The organism is Rhodobacter sp. JA431 (assembly GCF_900217725.1).
GTDB lineage: Bacteria > Pseudomonadota > Alphaproteobacteria > Rhodobacterales > Rhodobacteraceae > Rhodobacter > Rhodobacter aestuarii.
The window spans coordinates 238743-258047 of sequence record NZ_OBMP01000004.1; the positions used below are offsets into that span (position 1 = coordinate 238743).

Consider the following 19305-nt stretch of genomic DNA (forward strand, 5'->3'; position numbering starts at 1 on the left):
GTAGCAAGAACTGCTGATCAGAGGGTGAAGCCCATGCCAAAATTTTGGCTTTTATCAATAATTTCCATGCTTTGCATGGTTTTTAAGGTTGCGCCCTTGGCCGCATCCGAGTCGGCAACCACCGTCTCAGCCACTTGCGAACGAGTCGCAGAAGAAGCCTCCCGCCGCACCGGCGTGCCGATTTCTGTGCTCAAAGCGATTTCGCTGACCGAAACCGGCAAGAAAATTGATGGTAAGCTGCGGCCCTGGCCCTGGACGGTGAACATGGAGGGTGCTGGCCATTGGTTCGACACGCTCGATGAAGCCCGCGCCTATGTGTTCAAGGAATTCAAGCGCGGCGCGCGCAGCTTCGATGTGGGCTGCTTCCAGATCAACTACAAATGGCACAACCAGCATTTCTCTTCGATTGACGAGATGTTCGACCCGCTGGCCAATGCGCTTTACGCCGCAAAGTTTCTGGCTGAGCTTTATGATGAAAAAGGCTCGTGGAACGGGGCGGCGGGCGCTTACCACTCGCGCACCAAAGAATATGCAGAGCGCTATTCGGCCCGCTTCGCCGAACTGCGTCAGCGCTTTTTGGCCTCTGATGGGGCCGAGGGCATGGTGGCAATGAATGATGCCGCTTGGACAGGGGCCACGCAAACGGCCACGCAACCGATGCAAACCGATATTCCCGAGATCCCCGATATTGTTGCTGCAATGAACGCCCCCACCGCCCCACGCCGCCCGCCTCGGGTGAATACCTATCCGCTGTTGCAACGTTCTGGCACCGCCGCGCCGCCGCTGGGCGCCGCCCCCGGAGCAAGCCTTTTTGCGCTGTCGCTGAACAAAGGTGAGGGCAACTGATGCCGAAACTAACGATGCAGGCGATATTCCAGCCCACCATTTTGCTGGCGCTGGCGCTGATGGCGGTGATCGTCATGATGATCCTGCCGGTGCCCTCTTGGGTGCTGGATGTGGGCTTGGCCGTGTCTTTTGCACTGGCCATCTTGATCTTTACCGTGACGCTGTTCATCGAGCGGCCGCTTGATTTTTCGTCGTTCCCGACCGTGCTTCTGGCCTCGCTGATGCTGCGCTTGTCGCTCAACGTCAGTTCCACGAAGCTGATCGTGGGCAACGGCCACACGGGCACCGGTGCAGCGGGTAAGGTCATTCAGGGCTTTGCAAATTTCGTCATGGGCGGCTCGGTGATGATCGGGCTCGTCGTCTTTGGCGTGATCTTGATCGTCAACTTCATCGTCATCACCAAAGGCGCAGGCCGGATGGCCGAAGTGAGCGCACGCTTTGCCTTGGATGCGATGCCGGGCAAACAGCTCGCCATTGATAGCGATATGAATGCGGGCGCGATCGACCATGCCGAAGCCCGCGCACGGCGCGAAAAAGAACAGGCGGAAACGACCTTCTTCGGCTCGCTCGACGGTGCGTCGAAATTCGTGAAAGGCGATGCCGTTGCAGGCCTGTTGATCACGCTTTTGAACCTGATTGTCGGTCTGATCATTGGTTCGGTGGTGCATGGGATGCCGCTTGACCGCGCCTTGGAAACCTATGCGATCTTGACCGTCGGCGATGGGCTTGTGGGCCAAATTCCGGCGGTGATCATTTCCATCGGTTCGGCGATCTTGCTGTCGCGCGGTGGGGCCAAAGGCTCGACCGATGCCGCGCTGTTTGAGCAACTTTCGCGCTACCCCTCGGCGCTGATGACGGTTGGCGTGCTGATGGCGCTGTTCGCGCTGGTGCCGGGCCTGCCCTTTGCGCCCTTTATGCTGGGTGCGGCGGCGCTGATTACGGCTTCGATCATGGTGCAGCGCAACAATGCCAAGAAGGCCGCGCGCGAAGCGATGAAGATGCCGGCCCCCATCGAAGAGCGGAAAAAGAAATCCATCGGGGATGTGCTTGATATCGACGATATCCACGTTGAATTTTCACCCGACCTTGTGGCGATGGCGCTTGATCCGGCAACCGGGCTCGACGCCCGAATTTCCAATATGCGCAACCATGTGGCGGCAAGTTACGGGCTGATTTTGCCCGAAATTCGACTGACCGATGATGCCACTTTGGACCCGGGCTGTTATCGCATCCGTATTCAGGGCGTGGAACAAGCCAAAGATCGGCTGTTCCCGGAAAAGGTTCTGGCGCTAATCTCCGACAACCGCGATTTTCTGCCCAAAGGCGAAGATGTGCGCGAGCCGGTCTATGGGGCGCCTGCACGCTGGCTGCCCGCCTCGGAACAAGAAGATGCCGCGCTTGCCGGTTCGACCGTGGTATCGCCGACCGAAGTTCTGGCGACGCACCTTTTGGAAGTGATCAAACGCAACTTCGGCCGCTTGATGACCCTGCGCGCGCTGCGCCGCCTGCTGGAAGAGGTTTGCAACCTCTCTGATCCGGCACGGGCTGATAGCAACCGTCGTCTGCTGGACGAATTGATCCCCGATAAAGTGCCGACGGACCTCCTTTTGGCGGTGCTGCGTCTGCTCTTGGAGGAACGTGTTTCGATCCGCAACCTGATGGTGATTGTTGAAGCCATTGCCGAAGTGCGCGGTATGAACTCGCCCGAAGCGATCTGCGAACATGTGCGCCAGCGCCTTGGCTTCCAGCTTGTGGCAGAGTTCCGCCGCGAAGATGGCACGCTGCCGCTCTTGCAGCTTGCGCCGGAATGGGAAGACACTTTCTCGGCCTATCAAATCTCGGGCGAGCGTGGGCAAACCGATGTGGCGCTGCCGCCCGACAAGTTCAACCGGCTCGCCAATAACGTGGCTGAACGGGTCGCGCGGGCTGGGGAATCGGGGATTTTCCCGGCAATTGTGACCTCAACCCGCCGTCGTCGGTTCCTCAAAACCGTGCTTGGCGCCAAGGGGATCGGCGCGCCGGTGCTCAGCTTTGAAGAAATCGGGCTTGACGCGAAACCCTCGATGGTGGGGGTGGTGCCCGCATGAACCCGCTTTATGCAGAGGCTTTGCAATCGGTTCAGGGGTTTCTCTGGGCCGGTTTCATCGTTTTTTTGCGCATTGGCGGGGCGATGCTGGTGCTGCCCGCCTTTGGCGAGATGGTTGTGCCCGCCCGCGTGAAGCTGGTTTTGGCCTTTGCTTTCACGCTGATCGTGCTGCCCGGCGCGATGCCCTATATCAGCCAGCCTGAAACCAACCTGCCCGCGCCTGTGTGGCTGTTCGCGGAAAGCCTGATTGGCCTCGCCATCGGCATGACGATGCGGATGTTCGTTTTGTGTTTGCAGATTGCAGGCATGATGGCAGCGCAATCTGTTTCTCTTTCTCAGCTTTTTGGCGGCACCACGGGCGAACCGCAGCCCGCCGTTGGGCAACTACTGGTGCTCGCCGGGCTGGCGGTTGCGGTGCATATGGGTCTGCATATCCGCGTGACGGAAGTTTTTATCGGCTCTTATCAAGCGCTGCCGCCCGGCACCTTCCCCGATGCCGATCTGATCCGGAGATGGGAGCTTTCGGGTGTTGCACGGGCGTTCACGCTTGGCTTTTCCATCGCGGCGCCTTTTGTGATTGCCGGTCTAGTCTACAATATCGCGCTTGGGGCGATTAACCGCGCAATGCCGCAATTGATGGTGGCTTTTGTCGGCGCTCCGGCGCTGACGCTAGGCGGGCTTGCGCTTTTGATGGTCGCGCTCCCCAGCGGGCTTCTTGTGTGGCATGATGCCTTTGTCACGTTCTTGTCTAATCCGTTCGAGGTGCGCCCATGAGCGAAGAAGACGACGACTCAAAGGAATTCGACCCAACACCACACAAGATCGAGGAAGCCCGACGAAAGGGTGACATCGTCAAATCCGCCGAGATTACGGTCGCGGCGGTTTACGCTGGTTTTGTGGTGACCGCGCTGGCCTTTGGGGTCTATTCGCTCACAAAATTTGGCACTTGGGCTAGCGTGCTGCTTGATCAGGCGGATACGCTCTCGGTGCAGATCCTTGGTGGCGGCCCCGCTGTGGCAGGCGGAATCTTCTTTCAACTGATCCTGACACTTGGCCCGTGGATTTTGCTGCCGATGGCGGCGGTGATCTTGGCGCTGGTCGCGCAGCGTGCGCTCGTCATTGCCCCCGACAAGCTTGAACCCAAGCTGAACCGGATCGACCCGATCCATAACGCCAAACAAAAGTTTGGCCGCAGCGGGCTCTTTGAATTCCTCAAAAGCTTCGTGAAGCTCGTCGTGATCTCGATCATTCTGGGTTATTTTATCATGCGGGAATTGCCGCTGATCTTGATGACCCAGCAATATGAAGCCCCGCTGATTGCGGGTGAATTCCTCAAGCTGATCGTCGAATTTCTGCTGTTGATGCTGCTACTTGCGGGTGTGATCGGCGCGATAGACTACCTTTGGCAATATTCTGAGTTCATGCGCCGCAACCGGATGTCGCGCAAGGAACTGATGGATGAGATGAAGCAGTCCGAAGGCGACCCCCACATCAAAGCGCAACGCCGGCAAAAAGCCATTGAGATCGCCACACAACAGATGATTGCCGATGTTGCCAAAGCCGATGTCGTGATCGTCAACCCGACCCACTACGCCGTGGCGCTGAAATGGGAGCGCGGGGCGAAGCGCGCCCCGGTCTGTGTGGCGAAAGGCGTGGATGAAGTCGCCGCGCGTATTCGCGCCGTGGCCAATGAAAACGCGGTGCCGATCCATTCGGACCCGCCGACCGCGCGCGCGCTGCACGCAGCAATCGAAGTCGGCGATGAAATCCGGCCCGAACATTACCGTCCGGTCGCAGCCGCGATCCGCTTTGCCGAGAAAATGCGCCGTCGCGCGAAAGAACGGGGGATGCGCTAATGTCCAACAAACGGCTCGAAAAACTGCAAGAGCTTGCCGCAATGGTCCGCGAACGCGAAATGGCCGAATTGGCGCGGCTTACCCATGCCAAACAAAGGCTTCAGGCCGAACATGCCCGCGTGGGCGAAATGGCAAAAGCCGCACGGCTTGAAGGGCAAGAAAGCCTGATGCTCGCCCAATCAGCCGAGACCTTTGGCGCTTGGAGTCGGGGTCGGCAGGCGCAGATCGACGGGCTGATTGCCGAAATGCAGGTGCCGATTGACGCGCAAAAGGCCCGCACCGCCAAAGCCGTGGGTCGGCACGAAAACCTTGGCAAGATTTCGCAGAAGCTAAAGGCAGAAGAAGAGAAAAAGGCCGCAAACAAGATCTAACGGTCTGCGGCCTTTCTCTAACAATATATGGTGTCTTTTAGCCCATTTGGCTTAGGGTTTGGCACAGCCGATCCAGCTCATCGAGCGAGCTATAGGAAATGCTGATCCGCCCACCCTCAGCGCCATCATGGTCGATCGAGACCTTCATGCCGATGGTTGCGGCCAAATCCGCCTCAAGCGCGCGGGTGTCGGCGTCTTTATCCGGTGCCCCTGCCCTGCGCTTGCCGCTGCCAGCTTTCGGCGTGGTGCTTTCACCACCCTTCACAAGCCGTTCGACTTCGCGCACCGATAGGCCGCGATCAATCACTTCGCGCGCCATTTTCACCGGATCGTCGGCGGTGATCAGCGCGCGCGCATGGCCTGCCGTCAGCTTACCGTCGCGCAAATGATGCTGCACCTCTTCGGGCAGGCTCAGCAAACGCAACAGGTTCGCAATATGGCTGCGGCTCTTGGAAAGCGCCTCGGCCACTTTTTCTTGGGTATGGCCAAAACGATCCATCAACTGGCGATAGCCCATCGCCTCTTCCAGCGGGTTTAGATCGGCGCGCTGGATGTTTTCGATGATCGCGACTTCCAACACCTCGGTATCGGTAAAGTCGCGGATGATCACCGGCAGTTCGTGCAATTTGGCAAGCTGGGCTGCCCGCCAACGCCGTTCCCCGGCGACAATCTCGTAATGATCGGCCTTTTCAGGATGCGCACGCACGATCAGCGGCTGAATCACGCCCTTCTCAGCAATAGAGGCGCGCAACTCCTCCAAAGATTGCTCTGAAAAGCTGCGCCGCGGCTGATCCGGGTTCGGCACGATATGCTCAATCGGCACCAACATATCGCGGCGCCGGGGCGCATCTTCCGCTACATCTACCGATGCTGACTGCACATCGGCCATCAGGGCTGAAAGGCCACGCCCCAGCCCGCGCCGTTCCGGCTTCTTGCTCATCCTGCCACCTTTGTTTTTGTTGGGACATGCCGCGCCAGCAGTTCGCGCGCCAAATGCCGGTACGCCACCGCCCCTTTGGACGATCCATCATAGGTCAAAACCGGCAACGCAAAACTCGGCGCTTCGGAAATCCGCACATTGCGCGGGATCATCGTGCGGAACACCAATTCCCCCAACGTCGCCCGCGCATCGGATTCCACCTGCTGGGAAAGGTTGTTACGCACATCATACATCGTGAGCACGATCCCCTCGATCCGCAGGTCTTTATTCGCCGTTTGGCGCACTTCGCGGATCGTCAGCATCAGTTGCGACAGGCCTTCCAGCGCGAAGAATTCGGCCTGAAGCGGCACCAGCACCGATTGCGCAGCAACCATCGCATTGATGGTGAGCAGGCTGAGCGACGGCGGGCAGTCGATCAGCACATAATCAAAGGCCCAAGCGTCAATATCGACCTGACGTAGCGCATCATAGAGCAAGAAGGTTCGCTTTTCGGCGGAAACCAATTCCATATCGGCCGAGGAAAGATCGGTCGTCGCGGGCGAGATCCAAAGCCCGTCAAAATCGGTTTTCTGAATCACATCCGACAGCGGCGCCTCGCCCAAGATCAGATCATAGGTCGAATAGCGCCGGGCATTGGTTTCAATGCCCAAACCGGTCGAGGCATTGCCTTGCGGGTCCAGATCCACCAGCAAAATCCGCTTACCCTGCTCGGCCAAAGCGGAAGCAAGATTGATCGTCGTCGTCGTTTTGCCGACCCCGCCTTTTTGGTTTGCCACTGCGATGATTCTTGGCCCTGGTGGCCGCGTCGGATCAGACACGTTTCAAACCCCTGATTTTCAAGACAACCGCCTGCGGGTCGGTCAAGCTTTCCCGCGGCTCGCTGGTAAAGGACCATGAAGCCTCGGCCAAAGCAACCTCCTCTTTCCAGCGCTCCCCTTTCGGGAAGATGGCTGTGCCATTCGCGCCCAGGTGACGCTCGGCAAATTCCAAAAGTTTGGGCAAAGCGGCCAATGCACGGGCAGAAACAACATCCGCTTGAAGCGGCGCAGTTTTCTCAATCCGCTCAGGCTTGACCTTGAGCCCAAGGCCCAATTCGCGCGCCGCGTTGATGAGGAAGGCCGATTTGCGCTTGTCACTCTCTACCAAGGTCAATTGCATCTCGGGCCATTTTTCTTTGGCCAGAATGCCGATGATCAAGCCCGGGAAGCCGCCGCCACTGCCCAGATCGGCCCAACTTGCCGGCGCCTCCTCAATGCAATGGAACAGTTGCGCCGAATCGAGGAAATGCCGCCCCCAAATATCATCGAGCGTTTGCGCGGAAACGAGGTTGATCGCTGGGTTCCATTTGCGCAGCAGCGCTTCGAGCGTAGTGAGCCGATCCAATGTTTCACGTGAAACATCGAAGTGGCGCTGGAAGAGCTCTGCCCCGCTCATTTCGCTGCGGCCCGCTTTTGCTGGCGCAAATGCGCCAAAATCAGCGCCAAAGCTGCGGGCGTGGCCCCTTCCACCCGGCCCGCTTGCGCCAGGGTTTGTGGCTTTGCACGCGCAAACTTGCCACGCAGTTCTTTGGAAAGCCCCGGCAGCGCGTCGTAATCAAAGTCCGCTGGGATTTCCCAATGCTCGTCGCGGCGCATCGCTTCAACATCTTGCTGCTGGCGCGTGATGTAATTTGCGTAAAGCGCCTCGCGCGAAATCTGCTCGGCCACCTCTGCTGGCACCGCCTCTAGTTCCGGCAAAGCGGCGGTGATCGTGGCAAAGTCGATCTCGGGGAACGACAGGAATTCGAAGGCAGAGCGCTTGGTGCCATCTTGGTTCACCCGCAATCCGCGCTCATTTGCTTGCTTCGGCGTCAGCACCAGCGAATCGAGCAAGGCGCGGCCAGCAGCCAAGGCTTCCATCTTTTCCTCAAAAGCCACGCGCCGCGCTTCTCCAACGCAGCCAGCTGCCACGCCGATCGGCGTTAGCCGTTGGTCGGCGTTGTCAGCCCGCAAAGCCAAGCGGAACTCGGCGCGGGAGGTGAACATGCGATAGGGCTCTGAGACTCCGCGCGTCACCAGATCATCGATCATCACGCCAATATAGCTGTTGGTGCGGCTGAAAGTGACCGCTTCCTGCCCCAAAACTTGGTGGGCGGCATTAAGGCCTGCCACCAAACCTTGAGCTGCGGCTTCTTCATATCCGGTGGTGCCATTGATCTGGCCCGCCAAGAACAGCCCCGGTTGCGCTTGCAGTTCCAGCGTTTGCGTCAGCGCGCGCGGGTCGACGAAATCATATTCAATCGCATAGCCCGCTTGCAGGATTTTCACCTCTTCCAAACCGCGGATCGAACGTACGTAAGCCTCTTGCACCTCAAGCGGCAAAGAGGTCGAGATCCCGTTCGGGTAAACCGTGTGATCGTCGAGCCCCTCCGGCTCCAAAAACACTTGGTGCGAGGTTTTATCGGCAAAGCGCACGACCTTATCTTCAATCGAGGGGCAATAGCGCGGGCCGACCCCTTCAATATGACCGCCATACATCGCCGAGCGCTGCAGGTTGGCGCGAATCACCTCATGCGTCGCTTCATTGGTATGGGTGATGCCGCAGGAAATTTGCCGGGCATAAGGCTTGCGGTTCAGGAAGCTGAACAACACCGGGTCTTCATCGCCCGGCTGGCTTTCCAAAATATCCCAATTGATCGTGCGGCCATCCAACCGTGGCGGCGTGCCGGTTTTCAACCGGGCAAGGCGGGGCTCCAAATCCTTCAATCGTTGCGCAAGCCGGATCGAGGGCGCATCGCCCACCCTGCCCCCGGCGGCGCGTTGGTCGCCAATATGCATGATCCCGTTGAGGAAGGTGCCCGTGGTCAAAATCACCGCGGGCGCGGTGATTTCAGACGAATCGGCTAAGGTAATACCCGCCACGTGCCCCTCGCGCAGGATCAGGTCGGTCACTTCGCCTTCGATCACCTCAAGATTCGGCTGCGCTTCGGTGAGTTCGCCCATCGCTTGGCGATAAAGCTTGCGGTCTGCCTGCGCGCGCGGGCCTTGCACGGCGGGGCCTTTGCGGCGGTTGAGCAAGCGAAATTGAATCCCCGCCTGGTCCGCCGCGCGTCCCATAACCCCATCCAGCGCATCAATCTCGCGCACAAGATGGCCTTTACCCAAGCCCCCAATCGCCGGGTTGCACGACATCACGCCAATATCGGCGCGGCGCATCGTGACAAGCGCAGTGCGCACGCCCACGCGGGCCGCCGCATGGGCAGCCTCGGTCCCGGCATGGCCGCCGCCGACCACGATGACGTCAAAATGTTTCACGTGAAACACTCCTCACTTGCCGATGCAAAAACTCGAGAAAATCTCATCCAGCAAGGCCTCGACATCCACACGGCCCAGAAGCGATTCCAGTGCCCGCGCCGCATTGCGCAGATGATCCGCTGCAAGCTCTAGCCGTTCTTGCCCAAGCGCCAGTTCAACCTGAGCCGCATCTAGCGCATTTTGCGCGCGCTGCAAACAGGCGCGATGGCGCTCGCGGGTCATGACCCCTGCCCCGGAGGCGCGATCCGACAAGCGCTTGGTCAGTTCCGCCACCAGCCGATCAAGCCCCGCCCCCGTTTTGCCCGAGACGGAAAGCCCCTGCCCTTCGGCCAGATCGGCTTTGCCCTGCACCACAAGGTCATCAGGCTGCGGTACCAAAAGCGGCAGATCATCGCCATCCAGCAAGAAGAGCCGCAAATCCGCAGCCCGTGCCCTTTGCAGCGCGCGTTCCACGCCAATGGCTTCGACCTTATCATCGGTTTCGCGCAGGCCAGCGGTATCCAGCAGCGTCACCGCCAAACCGCCAAGGTCCATCCGCACTTCGATCACATCGCGCGTTGTGCCCGCAACTTCGGAGGTAATCGCTGCTTCGCGGCCCGCCAATGCGTTCAGGAGCGTGGATTTACCCGCATTCGGGCGGCCAACAATAGCGACCTCAAACCCTTCACGCACACGTTCTGACGCGGAAATCCGCCCTACTTCACGCGCCAAATCGCCCTGAACAGCGGCCAAAAGGCTTGAGACCTCGGGCGAAACATCCTCTGGCACCTCTTCATCGGCAAAATCAATCACCGCTTCCAAAAGCGCCGCCGCACGGATCAGTTGCGTGCGCCAACGCTCGACCAACTGCCCGACCCCGCCAGACAGAACCGCCAAAGCCTGTTTGCGCTGCGCCTCGGTCTCAGCTTCAATCAGATCAGCCAAACCCTCGACCTGAGACAGATCAAGCCGGCCATTTTCCATCGCACGGCGGGTAAATTCCCCAGGTTCCGCCAATCGCAAACCGGATTGTGCGGCCAAAGCTTGCAACACAGCCTGCACCGTTGCGGTTGCCCCATGCACCTGCAATTCGGCGCAATCTTCCCCGGTGAAACTTGCGCCCTTTTCAAAGCACAGCACCAAAGCTTCATCGAGATAATCGCCCGCGAAACTCAGCCGCCGCAGCCCCGCCTGACGCGGCGCGGGCAAACGCCCCGCCAAAGCGGAAACGGCCTCCCAGGCTTGGGGCCCGGAAAGCCGAATAACCGCCACGCCCGCTTTGCCGCGGCCGCTGGCCTGTGCGAAGATCGTCGCCATCGAAACCCCTTTTGGACGAACGGGCCTTTAGCCGTTCATCGAATCGAAGAATTCGCCGTTGGTTTTGGTTTGCTTCAGCTTGGAGATCAGGAACTCGATCGCGTCCGTGGTGCCCATCGGGTTCAGGATGCGACGCAGCAGATAGGTTTTCTGCAGATCTTTTTGATCGGTGAGCAGATCTTCTTTCCGGGTGCCGGATTTGAGAATGTCCATCGCGGGGAAGACGCGCTTGTCGGCCACTTTGCGGTCGAGCACGATCTCGCTGTTGCCGGTGCCTTTGAATTCCTCAAAGATCACCTCATCCATGCGCGAACCGGTGTCGATCAGCGCGGTGGCGATGATGGTAAGCGAGCCGCCTTCTTCAATGTTCCGCGCGGCGCCAAAGAACCGTTTCGGCCGTTGCAGCGCGTTCGCATCCACACCACCGGTCAAAACCTTGCCTGAGCTCGGCACAACGGTGTTGTAGGCGCGACCAAGTCTTGTGATCGAGTCGAGCAAAATCACAACATCTCGTTTATGTTCGACCAAGCGCTTGGCTTTTTCGATGACCATCTCGGCCACAGCCACGTGCCGCGTTGCCGGTTCGTCAAAGGTCGAGGAAATCACCTCCCCTTTGACCGAGCGCTGCATATCGGTCACCTCTTCCGGGCGTTCGTCGATCAAGAGCACGATCAAATAGCACTCCGGGTGGTTTACCTCGATGGAATGGGCGATGTTTTGCAAGAGCACGGTTTTACCCGTGCGCGGCGGCGCCACGATCAGCGAGCGCTGCCCCTTCCCGATCGGTGCAACAAGGTCGATGATCCGGGCGGAACGGTCTTTGATCGTGGGATCTTCGATCTCCATCTTCAGACGTTCATCGGGGTAAAGCGGGGTCAGGTTGTCGAAGCTGACCTTGTGGCGCGCTTTTTCCGGCGATTCGAAGTTGATTTTCTCAACCCCGGTCAGCGCGAAATACCGCTCATTCTCACCCGGTGCACGAATAACGCCAGAGACCGTATCGCCGGTGCGCAGGCTGTATTGACGGATCATATCGGGCGAGACGTAGATGTCATCCGGACCCGGCAGATAGTTCGCCTCGGGCGAGCGCAAAAAGCCAAACCCGTCTTGCAACACTTCCAAAACGCCATCGCCGCCGATCACGATGTCTTCCTCGGCATGCTCTTTGAGGATCGAGAACATCATCTCGCCCTTGCGCATGGTGGAGGCGTTTTCGATCTCCCATTCCTCGGCCATCGCCAAAAGGTCTTTGGGGCTTTTCGCCTTAAGATCGGAAAGGTTCAAACGTTCGGTCATCTCGCATCCATCCGCGAAAGGCGCCACAGCCCAAGCGGGCGCGGCGCAATATAGGTCATATCTCGGCTAAACCGATCGGCCGGACGGCCGGGGCTAAGGCGCGCATACGCGTAAACGCGCTGCGAGTCAATGAAACTGGGGTTTCCGCCCTGTTAGAACTTCAAGATCACCGCCAGAACGATCAACACCATCAGCAGCGTTGGAATTTCGTTCATCATCCGCCATTGGCGGCCTTTGAGGTTGTTCGTGCCATCAATGAAGGTGAAGCGCGCCTTGGCAAGATACAGATGGAAGATCGTCATCGCGATGATCCCAAAGCCTTTTGCATAGGGCCAGATCGAATCCCACCACACAACGCCCGGCGTGAACACAAGGCACAGGCCAAAGAACCAAGTCGAAATGGCCGCCGGATGCATGATCGCCTTCATCAGCAAACGTTCTTGATGCTGAAACAGAAGGTCCATGTCGCTGCCACGGGTCACGCCCTGCTTCTTCAGCCCTTCCACGTGGTAGACGTAGAGACGCGGCAGGTAAAAAAGCCCGGCCATCCAAGCCAAGACAGACATCACATGCAGTGACTTGGTCCAGAGGTACATGTCCGAGAGAAAACTGCTCACCAGGTCAAGAATTTCGGTCACGTGCGCCTCCTGTCTTCTGGCTCTCTTCTTAAGAGAAAATATTAAGAAAAGAAAAGAAGATGATGATGTTTGCCCTGTGGATAGTGTGGATTAAACAGTTCTCCCCAAACTTCAAGGCTAGCGGATGCATCCAGATGCTGAAATGGGCGATCCTGTTGAAAGACAAAATATTACCCACGTTTTCAAAGATTTGCTGAATTGAACCCTGTGGATGATTACGAGGGACGAATCTGCGCCAGCCTGTGGGCTGCGGCGCTTTCCCACACCCCGGCGGCCTGCGATTCCACATGTTAAGAAAGTCTTTACTTTTCTTGACAAACCCCCGGACAAATGGGGAGGAAATGGAGCTCACAGGCTCGCCCACAGTTCTGCCCCCGTGCTTTTCCCAATGGTTGTCCACATGTCCCCTAGCCTCATCCTTGCCTCCGCCTCTGAAATCCGCGCGCGCCTGTTGCGCGCCGCGGGTCTTTGCGTTGAGGTCGCGCCCGCACGGATTGATGAAGAGGCGATCAAACAGGGTCTTTTGCACGAAGGGGCGAAGCCGCGTGATGTGGCGGATGCTTTGGCCGAGGCGAAAGCGGCGCGGATCGGGCGCAAACAGCCCGAGAAATTGGTGATGGGCGCGGATCAGGTGCTGGAGTTGAGGGGCGAGATTTTTTCCAAGCCCGTAACCCCGGAAGACGCGATGGAGCAATTGCGTCGCCTCTCTGGTCAAACGCACAAACTTTTATCCGCTATGGTGGTAATGCGCGATGGCGCACCAATTTGGCGGCATGTGGCAGAGGTCCGGCTCACCATGCACCCGTTGAGTGAGCCGTTCATTGCAGATTATGTTGCGCGCAATTGGCACAGCATTCGCCACGCGGTGGGCTGCTACAAGCTCGAGGAAGAAGGCGTGCGGCTTTTCTCCTCGGTCGAAGGCGATTACTTTGCCGTTCTGGGCTTGCCCCTTCTTGAATTTCTAAACTGGCTGCGCGCCCGCGGAGAGCTGACAACATGACCGAGCACAAAAAAATTCCCCTCGCCGGGGTGATCGGCCACCCGATTGCACATACCCGCTCGCCTGCGCTGCATGGCCATTGGCTCAAAACCTATGGGATCAAAGGGCATTACGTGCCCATGGATATCGCACCTGAGGATTTGGAAACCACCCTGCGCGCGTTGCCCAAGGCGGGGTTTGTGGGCTGCAATGTCACGATTCCGCATAAAGAAAAGGTGCTTGCGCTCGCTGATAGCGTGTCTGATCGCGCGGCGCTGATTGGTGCGGCGAATACGCTCGTTTTTCACCCCGATGGGCGTATTTTTGCTGATAATACAGATGGGTATGGTTTTATTGCCAATCTCAAAGATGGCGCGCCCAACTGGCGGGCTGATCTTGGTCCCGCGGCTGTTGTGGGCGCAGGTGGTGCTGCGCGGGCGATTGTGTCTGCGCTGATTGAAACCGGCTGCCCCGAAGTGCGCATTGCCAACCGCACCCGCTTGCGGGCCGAGAAACTGCGCACCGAATTTGGCGCCCGGATCGTTGTCTATGATTGGGCACAGGCGGCGAATATGATGGAAGGCGTGGCCACGCTGGTGAATACCTCCTCGCTTGGGATGCCCGATACGCCGGAATTCCGCATTTCGCTTGAGGCGTTGCCGCAAAGCGCTGTGGTTACCGATCTGGTCTACACCCCGCTTGAAACCCGGCTTTTGAAAGAGGCGGCGAGCCGTGGCTGTGTCACGGTGGATGGGTTTGGGATGCTGCTTCATCAAGCCGTGCCGGGGTTTGAGCGCTGGTTTGGCCACCGCCCCGAGGTCACCGCCGAACTGCGCGAACGGGTGCTTTCGGCATGACCTACCCCTTCCGTCTCGGGCTCACAGGGTCGATCGGGATGGGCAAATCCACCACCGCGCGGCTGTTTGCCGAAGAGGGTATTCCGGTGTGGGATGCCGATGCCACGGTGCATGGGCTGTATCAAAAAGACGGTGCGGCCGTGCAGGCGATCGCACAGGCCTTTCCGCAAGCGGTGCAAGATGGTGCTGTGCAGCGCGCCTTGCTGAAAAAGGCCCTAGTGGAAGACAAACAGGCATTCGCGCGGCTAGAGACCATCGTGCATCCTTTAGTGCGCGCGGCGCGGGCGGCGTTTTTGCAAGCGCATGCGGGCGCAGAAATCGTGCTCCTTGATGTGCCGCTTTTGTATGAAACCGGCGGCGAAAAAGACTGCGATGCGGTTTTGGTGGTCACGGCAGACCCGCAAGTGCAGCGTGAACGGGTCTTGGCGCGCGGACAAATGACCGAAGCGCAGCTTGATCTGATCTTGGCGCGCCAAATGCCCGATGCGGAAAAACGCGCCCGCGCGGATTACATCATTGAGACGCGCAGCCTTGATCAGGTGCGGGCGGCTGTGCGAGACCTGATCAAAACCATCAAGGCTGCCCATGCGTGAGATCGTTCTAGATACCGAAACCACCGGTTTTGAGCCGGGCGAGGGGGATCGCATCGTCGAAATTGGCGCGGTGGAGCTTTACAACCATGTGCCGACGGGCCGCACCTATCACCAATACATCAACCCCGAACGCGCAATGCCGCAAGAAGCCTTTGCCGTGCACGGTTTGGGCGATGATTTCCTGCGCGACAAGCCCCGGTTCATCGAGGTCGGCCAAGCATTTTTGGATTTCATCGGCACTGATTCGATCCTTGTGATCCACAATGCCGCCTTCGATATGAAATTCCTTAATGCGGAGCTGGGCTGGGCGAAGATGCCGCTCATTCCGATGGAGCGTTCGCTCGATACCGTGGCAATGGCGCGGCGCAAATTTCCGGGCTCGCCTGCCTCGCTTGATGCGCTTTGCCGCCGCTTCAACATTGATAACTCTGCCCGGACCCTGCACGGCGCGCTTCTTGATGCCGAAATTCTGGCCGAGGTCTATCTGGAGCTGATCGGCGGGCGTCAGCCGGGTTTTGGGCTCAATATCGCCGAAGCAGGCACGAAAAACGGCGAAGATGGCAGCGATTGGCGGCCTCGTCCGCGCCCGGTGCCGTTGCCCTCGCGCATCACCGAGGAAGAAACCGCCGCGCATGAGGCTTTTGTGGCGAAGCTTGGTGACGCCGCGATCTGGAACCGCGTCAGCTAGGCGCGGCCAGACACAAAAGTTTCATATTTCTCGGCCTTGCGGCAATTTTGTCATTCCATACCGGGCGCGCAGACCTTACATGCATTTGCGTTCTCGGTTTTGGGGGAGGGGCCCATGCTGGACTTCACGGTGATCCGCGCGACCTTGGTCGAGGCTTATGACCTTGCGCCGTCGCTTACGCTGGCTCAGGAAATGGCCGATATCCATGCGCGCATGGATCGGGTCGTACCTTTGCCCGATTTTGCGCGTTACGCGCCCTATATCCGCGCGATCAATCGCCTAAAGGCCGAGAAGAACGCGGTGATCTTGGCGCATAACTATATGACGCCGGAAATCTATCATGGCGTGGCCGATGTGGTGGGCGATAGCCTGCAATTGGCGATTGAGGCGACGAAGGTCGAGGCGGAAACCATCGTGCAATGCGGCGTGCATTTCATGGCGGAAACCTCCAAAATTCTGAACCCGGCCAAACGGGTGCTGATCCCTGATGTCACGGCGGGCTGTTCTTTGGCTGAAAGCATCACCGCCGAAGGCATTGCAGAGATGCGGGCCAAATACCCCGGCGCGCCAGTGGTGAGCTACGTCAACACGACCGCCGAGGTGAAAGCGGCCTCTGACATCTGCTGCACCTCGTCCAATGCGGCGCAGATCGTCGCGGCTTTGCCCGAAGACACGATCATCATGACGCCCGACCAGTATTTGGCGCAAAACGTGGCGCGCGATGTGCCGCAAAAGAACGTGGTTTGGTGGGCGGGCTCGTGCATCGTGCATGAACAATATACCGCCGAAGATCTGCGCGGCTTCCGCGCGGGCCACCCTGAAACGCGGATCATCGCGCATCCCGAATGCCCGCCGTCGGTTGTGGCAGAGGCAGATTATTCCGGCTCTACCTCGGGGATTATCGACTATGTGGCGCGCGAAAAGCCCGCCCAGGCGATGCTGGTGACCGAATGTTCGATGGCCTCGAACATCGCGGATGCCTATCCGGATGTTGAGTTCATGGGGCCGTGCAACATGTGTCCCTATATGAAGAAAATAACGCTCGAAAAGATCTTGTGGTCGCTGCATGCGGGCGCGGAAGAGGTGGTGGTGGACCCCGCCATTGCCGCCAAAGCGCGCGTGGCCGTGGAACGGATGATCGAGCTTTCGCGGACGATTGCGAAGTGAGCACCCCCATTTTGGACACCCGGCGCGTTATCATTGTGGGCGCGGGGCTGGGCGCGCTTTATGCGGCGCTGAAACTGGCGCCGCATCCGGTTTTGGTGATTTCACCGGAAACCTTGGGGGAGGGCGCTTCTTCCGCTTGGGCGCAAGGCGGTGTGGCGGCTGCCATGGCCGTGACGGACAGCCCGCAATCGCACGCAAATGACACCGAAATTGCCGGCGCTGGCACGGTCGATGCCGCGATTGCGCGGCTGGTGACCGAAGATGCCAAAAGCCGGATTCATGATCTGACCACGCTTGGAACGCCGTTCGATCGCGACGGGCAGGGCGGCTACGTCATGTCGCGCGAGGCGGCGCATTCGGTCGCGCGCGTTGTGCGCGTGAAGGGTGACCAAGCCGGGCGCGAAATCATGGAAACCCTGATTGCCGAGGCGCGGCGCTGCCCCTCGGTTCAAGTCGCCGAAGGGGTTCTGGCCTCGGGGCTAGCGGTTGAAGCGGGGGCCGTGACGGGTGTTTGGGTGGAGCGCGCGGGCGCACCTTCGGGGCGGATTTTGCTCAAAACCCCGGCTGTTTTGTTGGCGGGCGGCGGCTCGGGCGGGCTGTTTGCCGTGACCACGAACCCGCCGCGCATTCGGGGGCAGGTCATTGGCATGGCGGCGCGGGCAGGGGCCCGAATTGCCGATGCGGAATTCGTGCAATTCCACCCCACGGCCATCGCCACGGGTGAAGACCCGGCCCCCTTGGCAACCGAGGCTTTGCGCGGCGAAGGCGCGGTGCTTTTGAACAACCGGGGCGAGCGGTTCATGCTGCCCATCCACCCCGATGCCGAACTTGCGCCGCGCGATATTGTGGCCCGCGCCGTTTATACCGAACGCCAAGCAGGTCGGGAGCCGGTTTTGGACACGCGCGACGTGCTGGGGGCAGAGCTACCCGCACGCTTTCCGGCGGTGGCCGAAGCCTGCCTTCAAGCTGGAATAGACCCTGTTTTGCAGCCGATCCCGGTTGCCGCTGCGGCGCATTACCATATGGGCGGTGTTGCGGTGGATGAAACAGGCTGCGCCTCGCTGGATCGCCTTTGGGTCTGCGGGGAGGCCTCTTCTACCGGGCTTCATGGGGCGAACCGCCTCGCCTCGAACGGGCTTTTGGAGGCGTTGGTTTTTGCGCGTATCTGCGCAGAAGGTATCGCCGATTTGGTCGATGAAACACCCGCACCCGAAGTGGTGCTGGATTTCCCCGAAGGCGGGCAAGAGGTCGATGAAGATGCCGTGCAGCGCTTGCGCCAAGCCATGACCAATGGCTGTGGCGTGGTGCGCAGCGCAGAAGGCCTGACCGAAACGCTGGCCACCATTGCTGACATCGAAGCCCAAGCCACTTGCGAAACCCTGCGCAACATGACCGCCACTGCGACGTTGATTGCCGCCGCCGCGCTGGAACGGACCGAAAGTCGCGGTGGGCATTTCCGATCAGATTACCCAAAAACAGACCCTATTCAGGCCAAAAGGCGGTTTTTGACCCTGCCTGAGGCGCTCATCCTTCGTACCCGAGCATTGGAGACAAAATGACCCCGTTGCCCGATTTTCTGCTCGAACCCGTGGTTCAAGCCTCGCTGATGGAAGACCTCTCGCCGATGGGCGATGTGACCACCCGTGCCGTGGTGCCCTTTGGCAAAACCTGCCAAGCGCGGCTCAATGCGCGCGAAGATGGCGTTGTCTCCGGCATGCAGGTGGCGACCATCGCCTTTCGGCTGGTGGATGCGGGGCTGAAAGTGGAAACGCTTGTGCCCGACAGCCACCCCTGCGGCAAAGGGCAGTGCTTGATGACCATCACCGGCTCTGCCGCATCCATTTTGATGGGCGAGCGGGTGGCGCTCAATTTTGCGGGTCGGATGACCGGGATCGCCTCCCTCACCGCCGCCTTTGTGGCGCAAACGCAGGGCACCAAAACCCGCATCACCTGCACCCGCAAAACCACGCCGGGGCTGCGCGTGGTCGAAAAGCTGGCCGTGACGCATGGCGGGGGCCACAACCACCGCTTTGGCCTGTCTGATGCGATCTTGATCAAAGACAACCACATCGCCGCCGCCGGGGGCATTCAGGCGGTGCTAGAGGCCGCCAAAGCCGCGCGCAGCCATATGATGCGGGTGGAACTAGAGGTCGATACGCTGGATCAGTTGGAAGAGGCGCTGGGCGTCGGCGGGGCCGATGTGATCTTGCTCGATAACATGGACAGCCCGACGTTACGCCAAGCGGTGGCCTTGGCCGAAGGGCGCGTGGTGCTCGAAGCCTCGGGCAATATGCGGCTAGAACGCATTGCCGAAGTGGCCGCGACCGGGGTGGATTACATTTCCTCTGGTGCGCTCACGCATTCGGCGCGCACCTTTGATTTGGGGCTCGATTTTTAAG

The 19305-nt window shown here is 59.4% G+C and carries 20 protein-coding genes; 12 read left to right on the plus strand and 8 right to left on the minus strand.

Translation table 11 applies throughout. The features are described 5' to 3' along the window. Positions 1–17 precede the first annotated feature (17 nt). The gene (locus CRO18_RS19075; protein ID WP_249276039.1) at positions 18–266 is read right to left on the minus strand and encodes a hypothetical protein; all 249 of its coding nucleotides are present in this window, start codon (positions 264–266) and stop codon (positions 18–20) included. Between CRO18_RS19075 and CRO18_RS10330 the strand changes: the two genes are divergently transcribed. From CRO18_RS10330 to CRO18_RS10350, 5 genes are read left to right on the plus strand one after another with little or no spacing between them, the layout of a single operon-like run. Next, complete coding sequence (locus CRO18_RS10330) at positions 265–846, plus strand: transglycosylase SLT domain-containing protein (RefSeq protein WP_249276040.1); 582 nt, start codon at positions 265–267, stop codon at positions 844–846. The genes CRO18_RS19075 and CRO18_RS10330 overlap by 2 nt on opposite strands. Then, entirely contained in the window at positions 846–2933 is a 2088-nt protein-coding gene (gene flhA / locus CRO18_RS10335; protein WP_097082058.1) for a flagellar biosynthesis protein FlhA, read from the plus strand. Before CRO18_RS10330 ends, flhA begins: the two co-directional genes overlap by 1 nt. Beyond that, entirely contained in the window at positions 2930–3706 is a 777-nt protein-coding gene (locus CRO18_RS10340) for a flagellar biosynthetic protein FliR (protein WP_097082059.1), read from the plus strand. The genes flhA and CRO18_RS10340 overlap by 4 nt, the downstream gene beginning before the upstream one ends. Further along, a complete protein-coding gene (gene flhB / locus CRO18_RS10345; protein WP_097082060.1) occupies positions 3703–4788 on the plus strand; it encodes a flagellar type III secretion system protein FlhB in 1086 nt (361 codons plus the stop codon). Before CRO18_RS10340 ends, flhB begins: the two co-directional genes overlap by 4 nt. Continuing rightward, positions 4788–5159, plus strand: a complete 372-nt coding sequence (locus CRO18_RS10350; RefSeq protein ID WP_076484324.1) for a hypothetical protein — start codon at positions 4788–4790, stop codon at positions 5157–5159. The genes flhB and CRO18_RS10350 overlap by 1 nt, the downstream gene beginning before the upstream one ends. Before the next feature lie 37 nt (positions 5160–5196). Here the strand turns inward: CRO18_RS10350 and CRO18_RS10355 are convergent, their stop codons facing one another. The 7 genes from CRO18_RS10355 to CRO18_RS10385 all read right to left on the minus strand — a co-directional run bounded on the left by CRO18_RS10355 (position 5197) and on the right by CRO18_RS10385 (position 12580). Beyond that, a complete protein-coding gene (locus CRO18_RS10355; protein WP_097082061.1) occupies positions 5197–6099 on the minus strand; it encodes a ParB/RepB/Spo0J family partition protein in 903 nt (300 codons plus the stop codon). Beyond that, the gene (locus tag CRO18_RS10360) at positions 6096–6917 is read right to left on the minus strand and encodes a ParA family protein (protein ID WP_076484322.1); all 822 of its coding nucleotides are present in this window, start codon (positions 6915–6917) and stop codon (positions 6096–6098) included. The genes CRO18_RS10355 and CRO18_RS10360 overlap by 4 nt, the downstream gene beginning before the upstream one ends. Continuing rightward, positions 6910–7533: a 16S rRNA (guanine(527)-N(7))-methyltransferase RsmG gene (gene rsmG / locus CRO18_RS10365; protein ID WP_097082062.1), complete on the minus strand. Its 624-nt coding sequence runs from the start codon at positions 7531–7533 to the stop codon at positions 6910–6912. The genes CRO18_RS10360 and rsmG overlap by 8 nt, the downstream gene beginning before the upstream one ends. Next, the gene (gene mnmG / locus CRO18_RS10370; protein ID WP_097082063.1) at positions 7530–9392 is read right to left on the minus strand and encodes a tRNA uridine-5-carboxymethylaminomethyl(34) synthesis enzyme MnmG; all 1863 of its coding nucleotides are present in this window, start codon (positions 9390–9392) and stop codon (positions 7530–7532) included. Before mnmG ends, rsmG begins: the two co-directional genes overlap by 4 nt. A 12-nt stretch (positions 9393–9404) precedes the next feature. Beyond that, positions 9405–10688 (minus strand): tRNA uridine-5-carboxymethylaminomethyl(34) synthesis GTPase MnmE, encoded by a 1284-nt coding sequence (gene mnmE, locus CRO18_RS10375; protein WP_097082064.1) that lies wholly within the window; start codon positions 10686–10688, stop codon positions 9405–9407. A gap of 27 nt (positions 10689–10715) precedes the next feature. Further along, positions 10716–11984: a transcription termination factor Rho gene (gene rho / locus CRO18_RS10380; protein ID WP_076484318.1), complete on the minus strand. Its 1269-nt coding sequence runs from the start codon at positions 11982–11984 to the stop codon at positions 10716–10718. A 152-nt stretch (positions 11985–12136) separates the two neighbouring features. Continuing rightward, complete coding sequence (locus tag CRO18_RS10385) at positions 12137–12580, minus strand: CopD family protein (protein WP_076484526.1); 444 nt, start codon at positions 12578–12580, stop codon at positions 12137–12139. A 442-nt stretch (positions 12581–13022) separates the two neighbouring features. Here CRO18_RS10385 and CRO18_RS10390 point away from each other — a divergent pair, with 442 nt between their 5' ends. The 7 genes from CRO18_RS10390 to nadC all read left to right on the plus strand — a co-directional run bounded on the left by CRO18_RS10390 (position 13023) and on the right by nadC (position 19304). Continuing rightward, positions 13023–13622: a nucleoside triphosphate pyrophosphatase gene (locus tag CRO18_RS10390; RefSeq protein WP_097082065.1), complete on the plus strand. Its 600-nt coding sequence runs from the start codon at positions 13023–13025 to the stop codon at positions 13620–13622. Next, entirely contained in the window at positions 13619–14458 is an 840-nt protein-coding gene (locus tag CRO18_RS10395; RefSeq protein WP_097082066.1) for a shikimate dehydrogenase, read from the plus strand. Before CRO18_RS10390 ends, CRO18_RS10395 begins: the two co-directional genes overlap by 4 nt. After that, positions 14455–15051: a dephospho-CoA kinase gene (coaE, locus tag CRO18_RS10400; protein WP_097082067.1), complete on the plus strand. Its 597-nt coding sequence runs from the start codon at positions 14455–14457 to the stop codon at positions 15049–15051. The genes CRO18_RS10395 and coaE overlap by 4 nt, the downstream gene beginning before the upstream one ends. Next, positions 15044–15739: a DNA polymerase III subunit epsilon gene (gene dnaQ, locus CRO18_RS10405; protein ID WP_076484314.1), complete on the plus strand. Its 696-nt coding sequence runs from the start codon at positions 15044–15046 to the stop codon at positions 15737–15739. The genes coaE and dnaQ overlap by 8 nt, the downstream gene beginning before the upstream one ends. 114 nt (positions 15740–15853) lie before the next feature. Further along, a complete protein-coding gene (gene nadA, locus CRO18_RS10410; protein ID WP_097082068.1) occupies positions 15854–16906 on the plus strand; it encodes a quinolinate synthase NadA in 1053 nt (350 codons plus the stop codon). Continuing rightward, positions 16903–18465 carry an L-aspartate oxidase gene (locus CRO18_RS10415; protein ID WP_249276041.1) on the plus strand — a complete coding sequence of 521 codons (1563 nt, stop codon included), beginning with the start codon at positions 16903–16905 and terminating at the stop codon, positions 18463–18465. Before nadA ends, CRO18_RS10415 begins: the two co-directional genes overlap by 4 nt. Further along, on the plus strand, positions 18462–19304 hold the full coding sequence (gene nadC / locus CRO18_RS10420) for a carboxylating nicotinate-nucleotide diphosphorylase (protein WP_097082069.1): 843 nt from the start codon (positions 18462–18464) through the stop codon (positions 19302–19304). The genes CRO18_RS10415 and nadC overlap by 4 nt, the downstream gene beginning before the upstream one ends. Position 19305: the final 1 nt, after the last annotated feature.

Bases quoted from the DNA above. Each gene is read 5' to 3' on its own strand.
- flhB (WP_097082060.1), top strand. From the start codon at position 3,703: ATGAGCGAAGAAGACGACGACTCAAAGGAATTCGACCCAACACCACAC.
- CRO18_RS10390 (WP_097082065.1), top strand. From the start codon at position 13,023: ATGTCCCCTAGCCTCATCCTTGCCTCCGCCTCTGAAATCCGCGCGCGC.
- CRO18_RS10330 (WP_249276040.1), top strand. From the start codon at position 265: ATGGAGGGTGCTGGCCATTGGTTCGACACGCTCGATGAAGCCCGCGCC.
- dnaQ (WP_076484314.1), top strand. From the start codon at position 15,044: ATGCGTGAGATCGTTCTAGATACCGAAACCACCGGTTTTGAGCCGGGC.
- rsmG (WP_097082062.1), bottom strand. From the start codon at position 7,533: ATGAGCGGGGCAGAGCTCTTCCAGCGCCACTTCGATGTTTCACGTGAA.
- CRO18_RS10395 (WP_097082066.1), top strand. From the start codon at position 13,619: ATGACCGAGCACAAAAAAATTCCCCTCGCCGGGGTGATCGGCCACCCG.
- flhA (WP_097082058.1), top strand. From the start codon at position 846: ATGCCGAAACTAACGATGCAGGCGATATTCCAGCCCACCATTTTGCTG.
- CRO18_RS19075 (WP_249276039.1), bottom strand. From the start codon at position 266: ATGTTCACCGTCCAGGGCCAGGGCCGCAGCTTACCATCAATTTTCTTG.
- mnmE (WP_097082064.1), bottom strand. From the start codon at position 10,688: ATGGCGACGATCTTCGCACAGGCCAGCGGCCGCGGCAAAGCGGGCGTG.
- coaE (WP_097082067.1), top strand. From the start codon at position 14,455: ATGACCTACCCCTTCCGTCTCGGGCTCACAGGGTCGATCGGGATGGGC.
- CRO18_RS10340 (WP_097082059.1), top strand. From the start codon at position 2,930: ATGAACCCGCTTTATGCAGAGGCTTTGCAATCGGTTCAGGGGTTTCTC.
- nadC (WP_097082069.1), top strand. From the start codon at position 18,462: ATGACCCCGTTGCCCGATTTTCTGCTCGAACCCGTGGTTCAAGCCTCG.
- rho (WP_076484318.1), bottom strand. From the start codon at position 11,984: ATGACCGAACGTTTGAACCTTTCCGATCTTAAGGCGAAAAGCCCCAAA.
- CRO18_RS10350 (WP_076484324.1), top strand. From the start codon at position 4,788: ATGTCCAACAAACGGCTCGAAAAACTGCAAGAGCTTGCCGCAATGGTC.
- nadA (WP_097082068.1), top strand. From the start codon at position 15,854: ATGCTGGACTTCACGGTGATCCGCGCGACCTTGGTCGAGGCTTATGAC.
- CRO18_RS10385 (WP_076484526.1), bottom strand. From the start codon at position 12,580: ATGTACCTCTGGACCAAGTCACTGCATGTGATGTCTGTCTTGGCTTGG.
- CRO18_RS10355 (WP_097082061.1), bottom strand. From the start codon at position 6,099: ATGAGCAAGAAGCCGGAACGGCGCGGGCTGGGGCGTGGCCTTTCAGCC.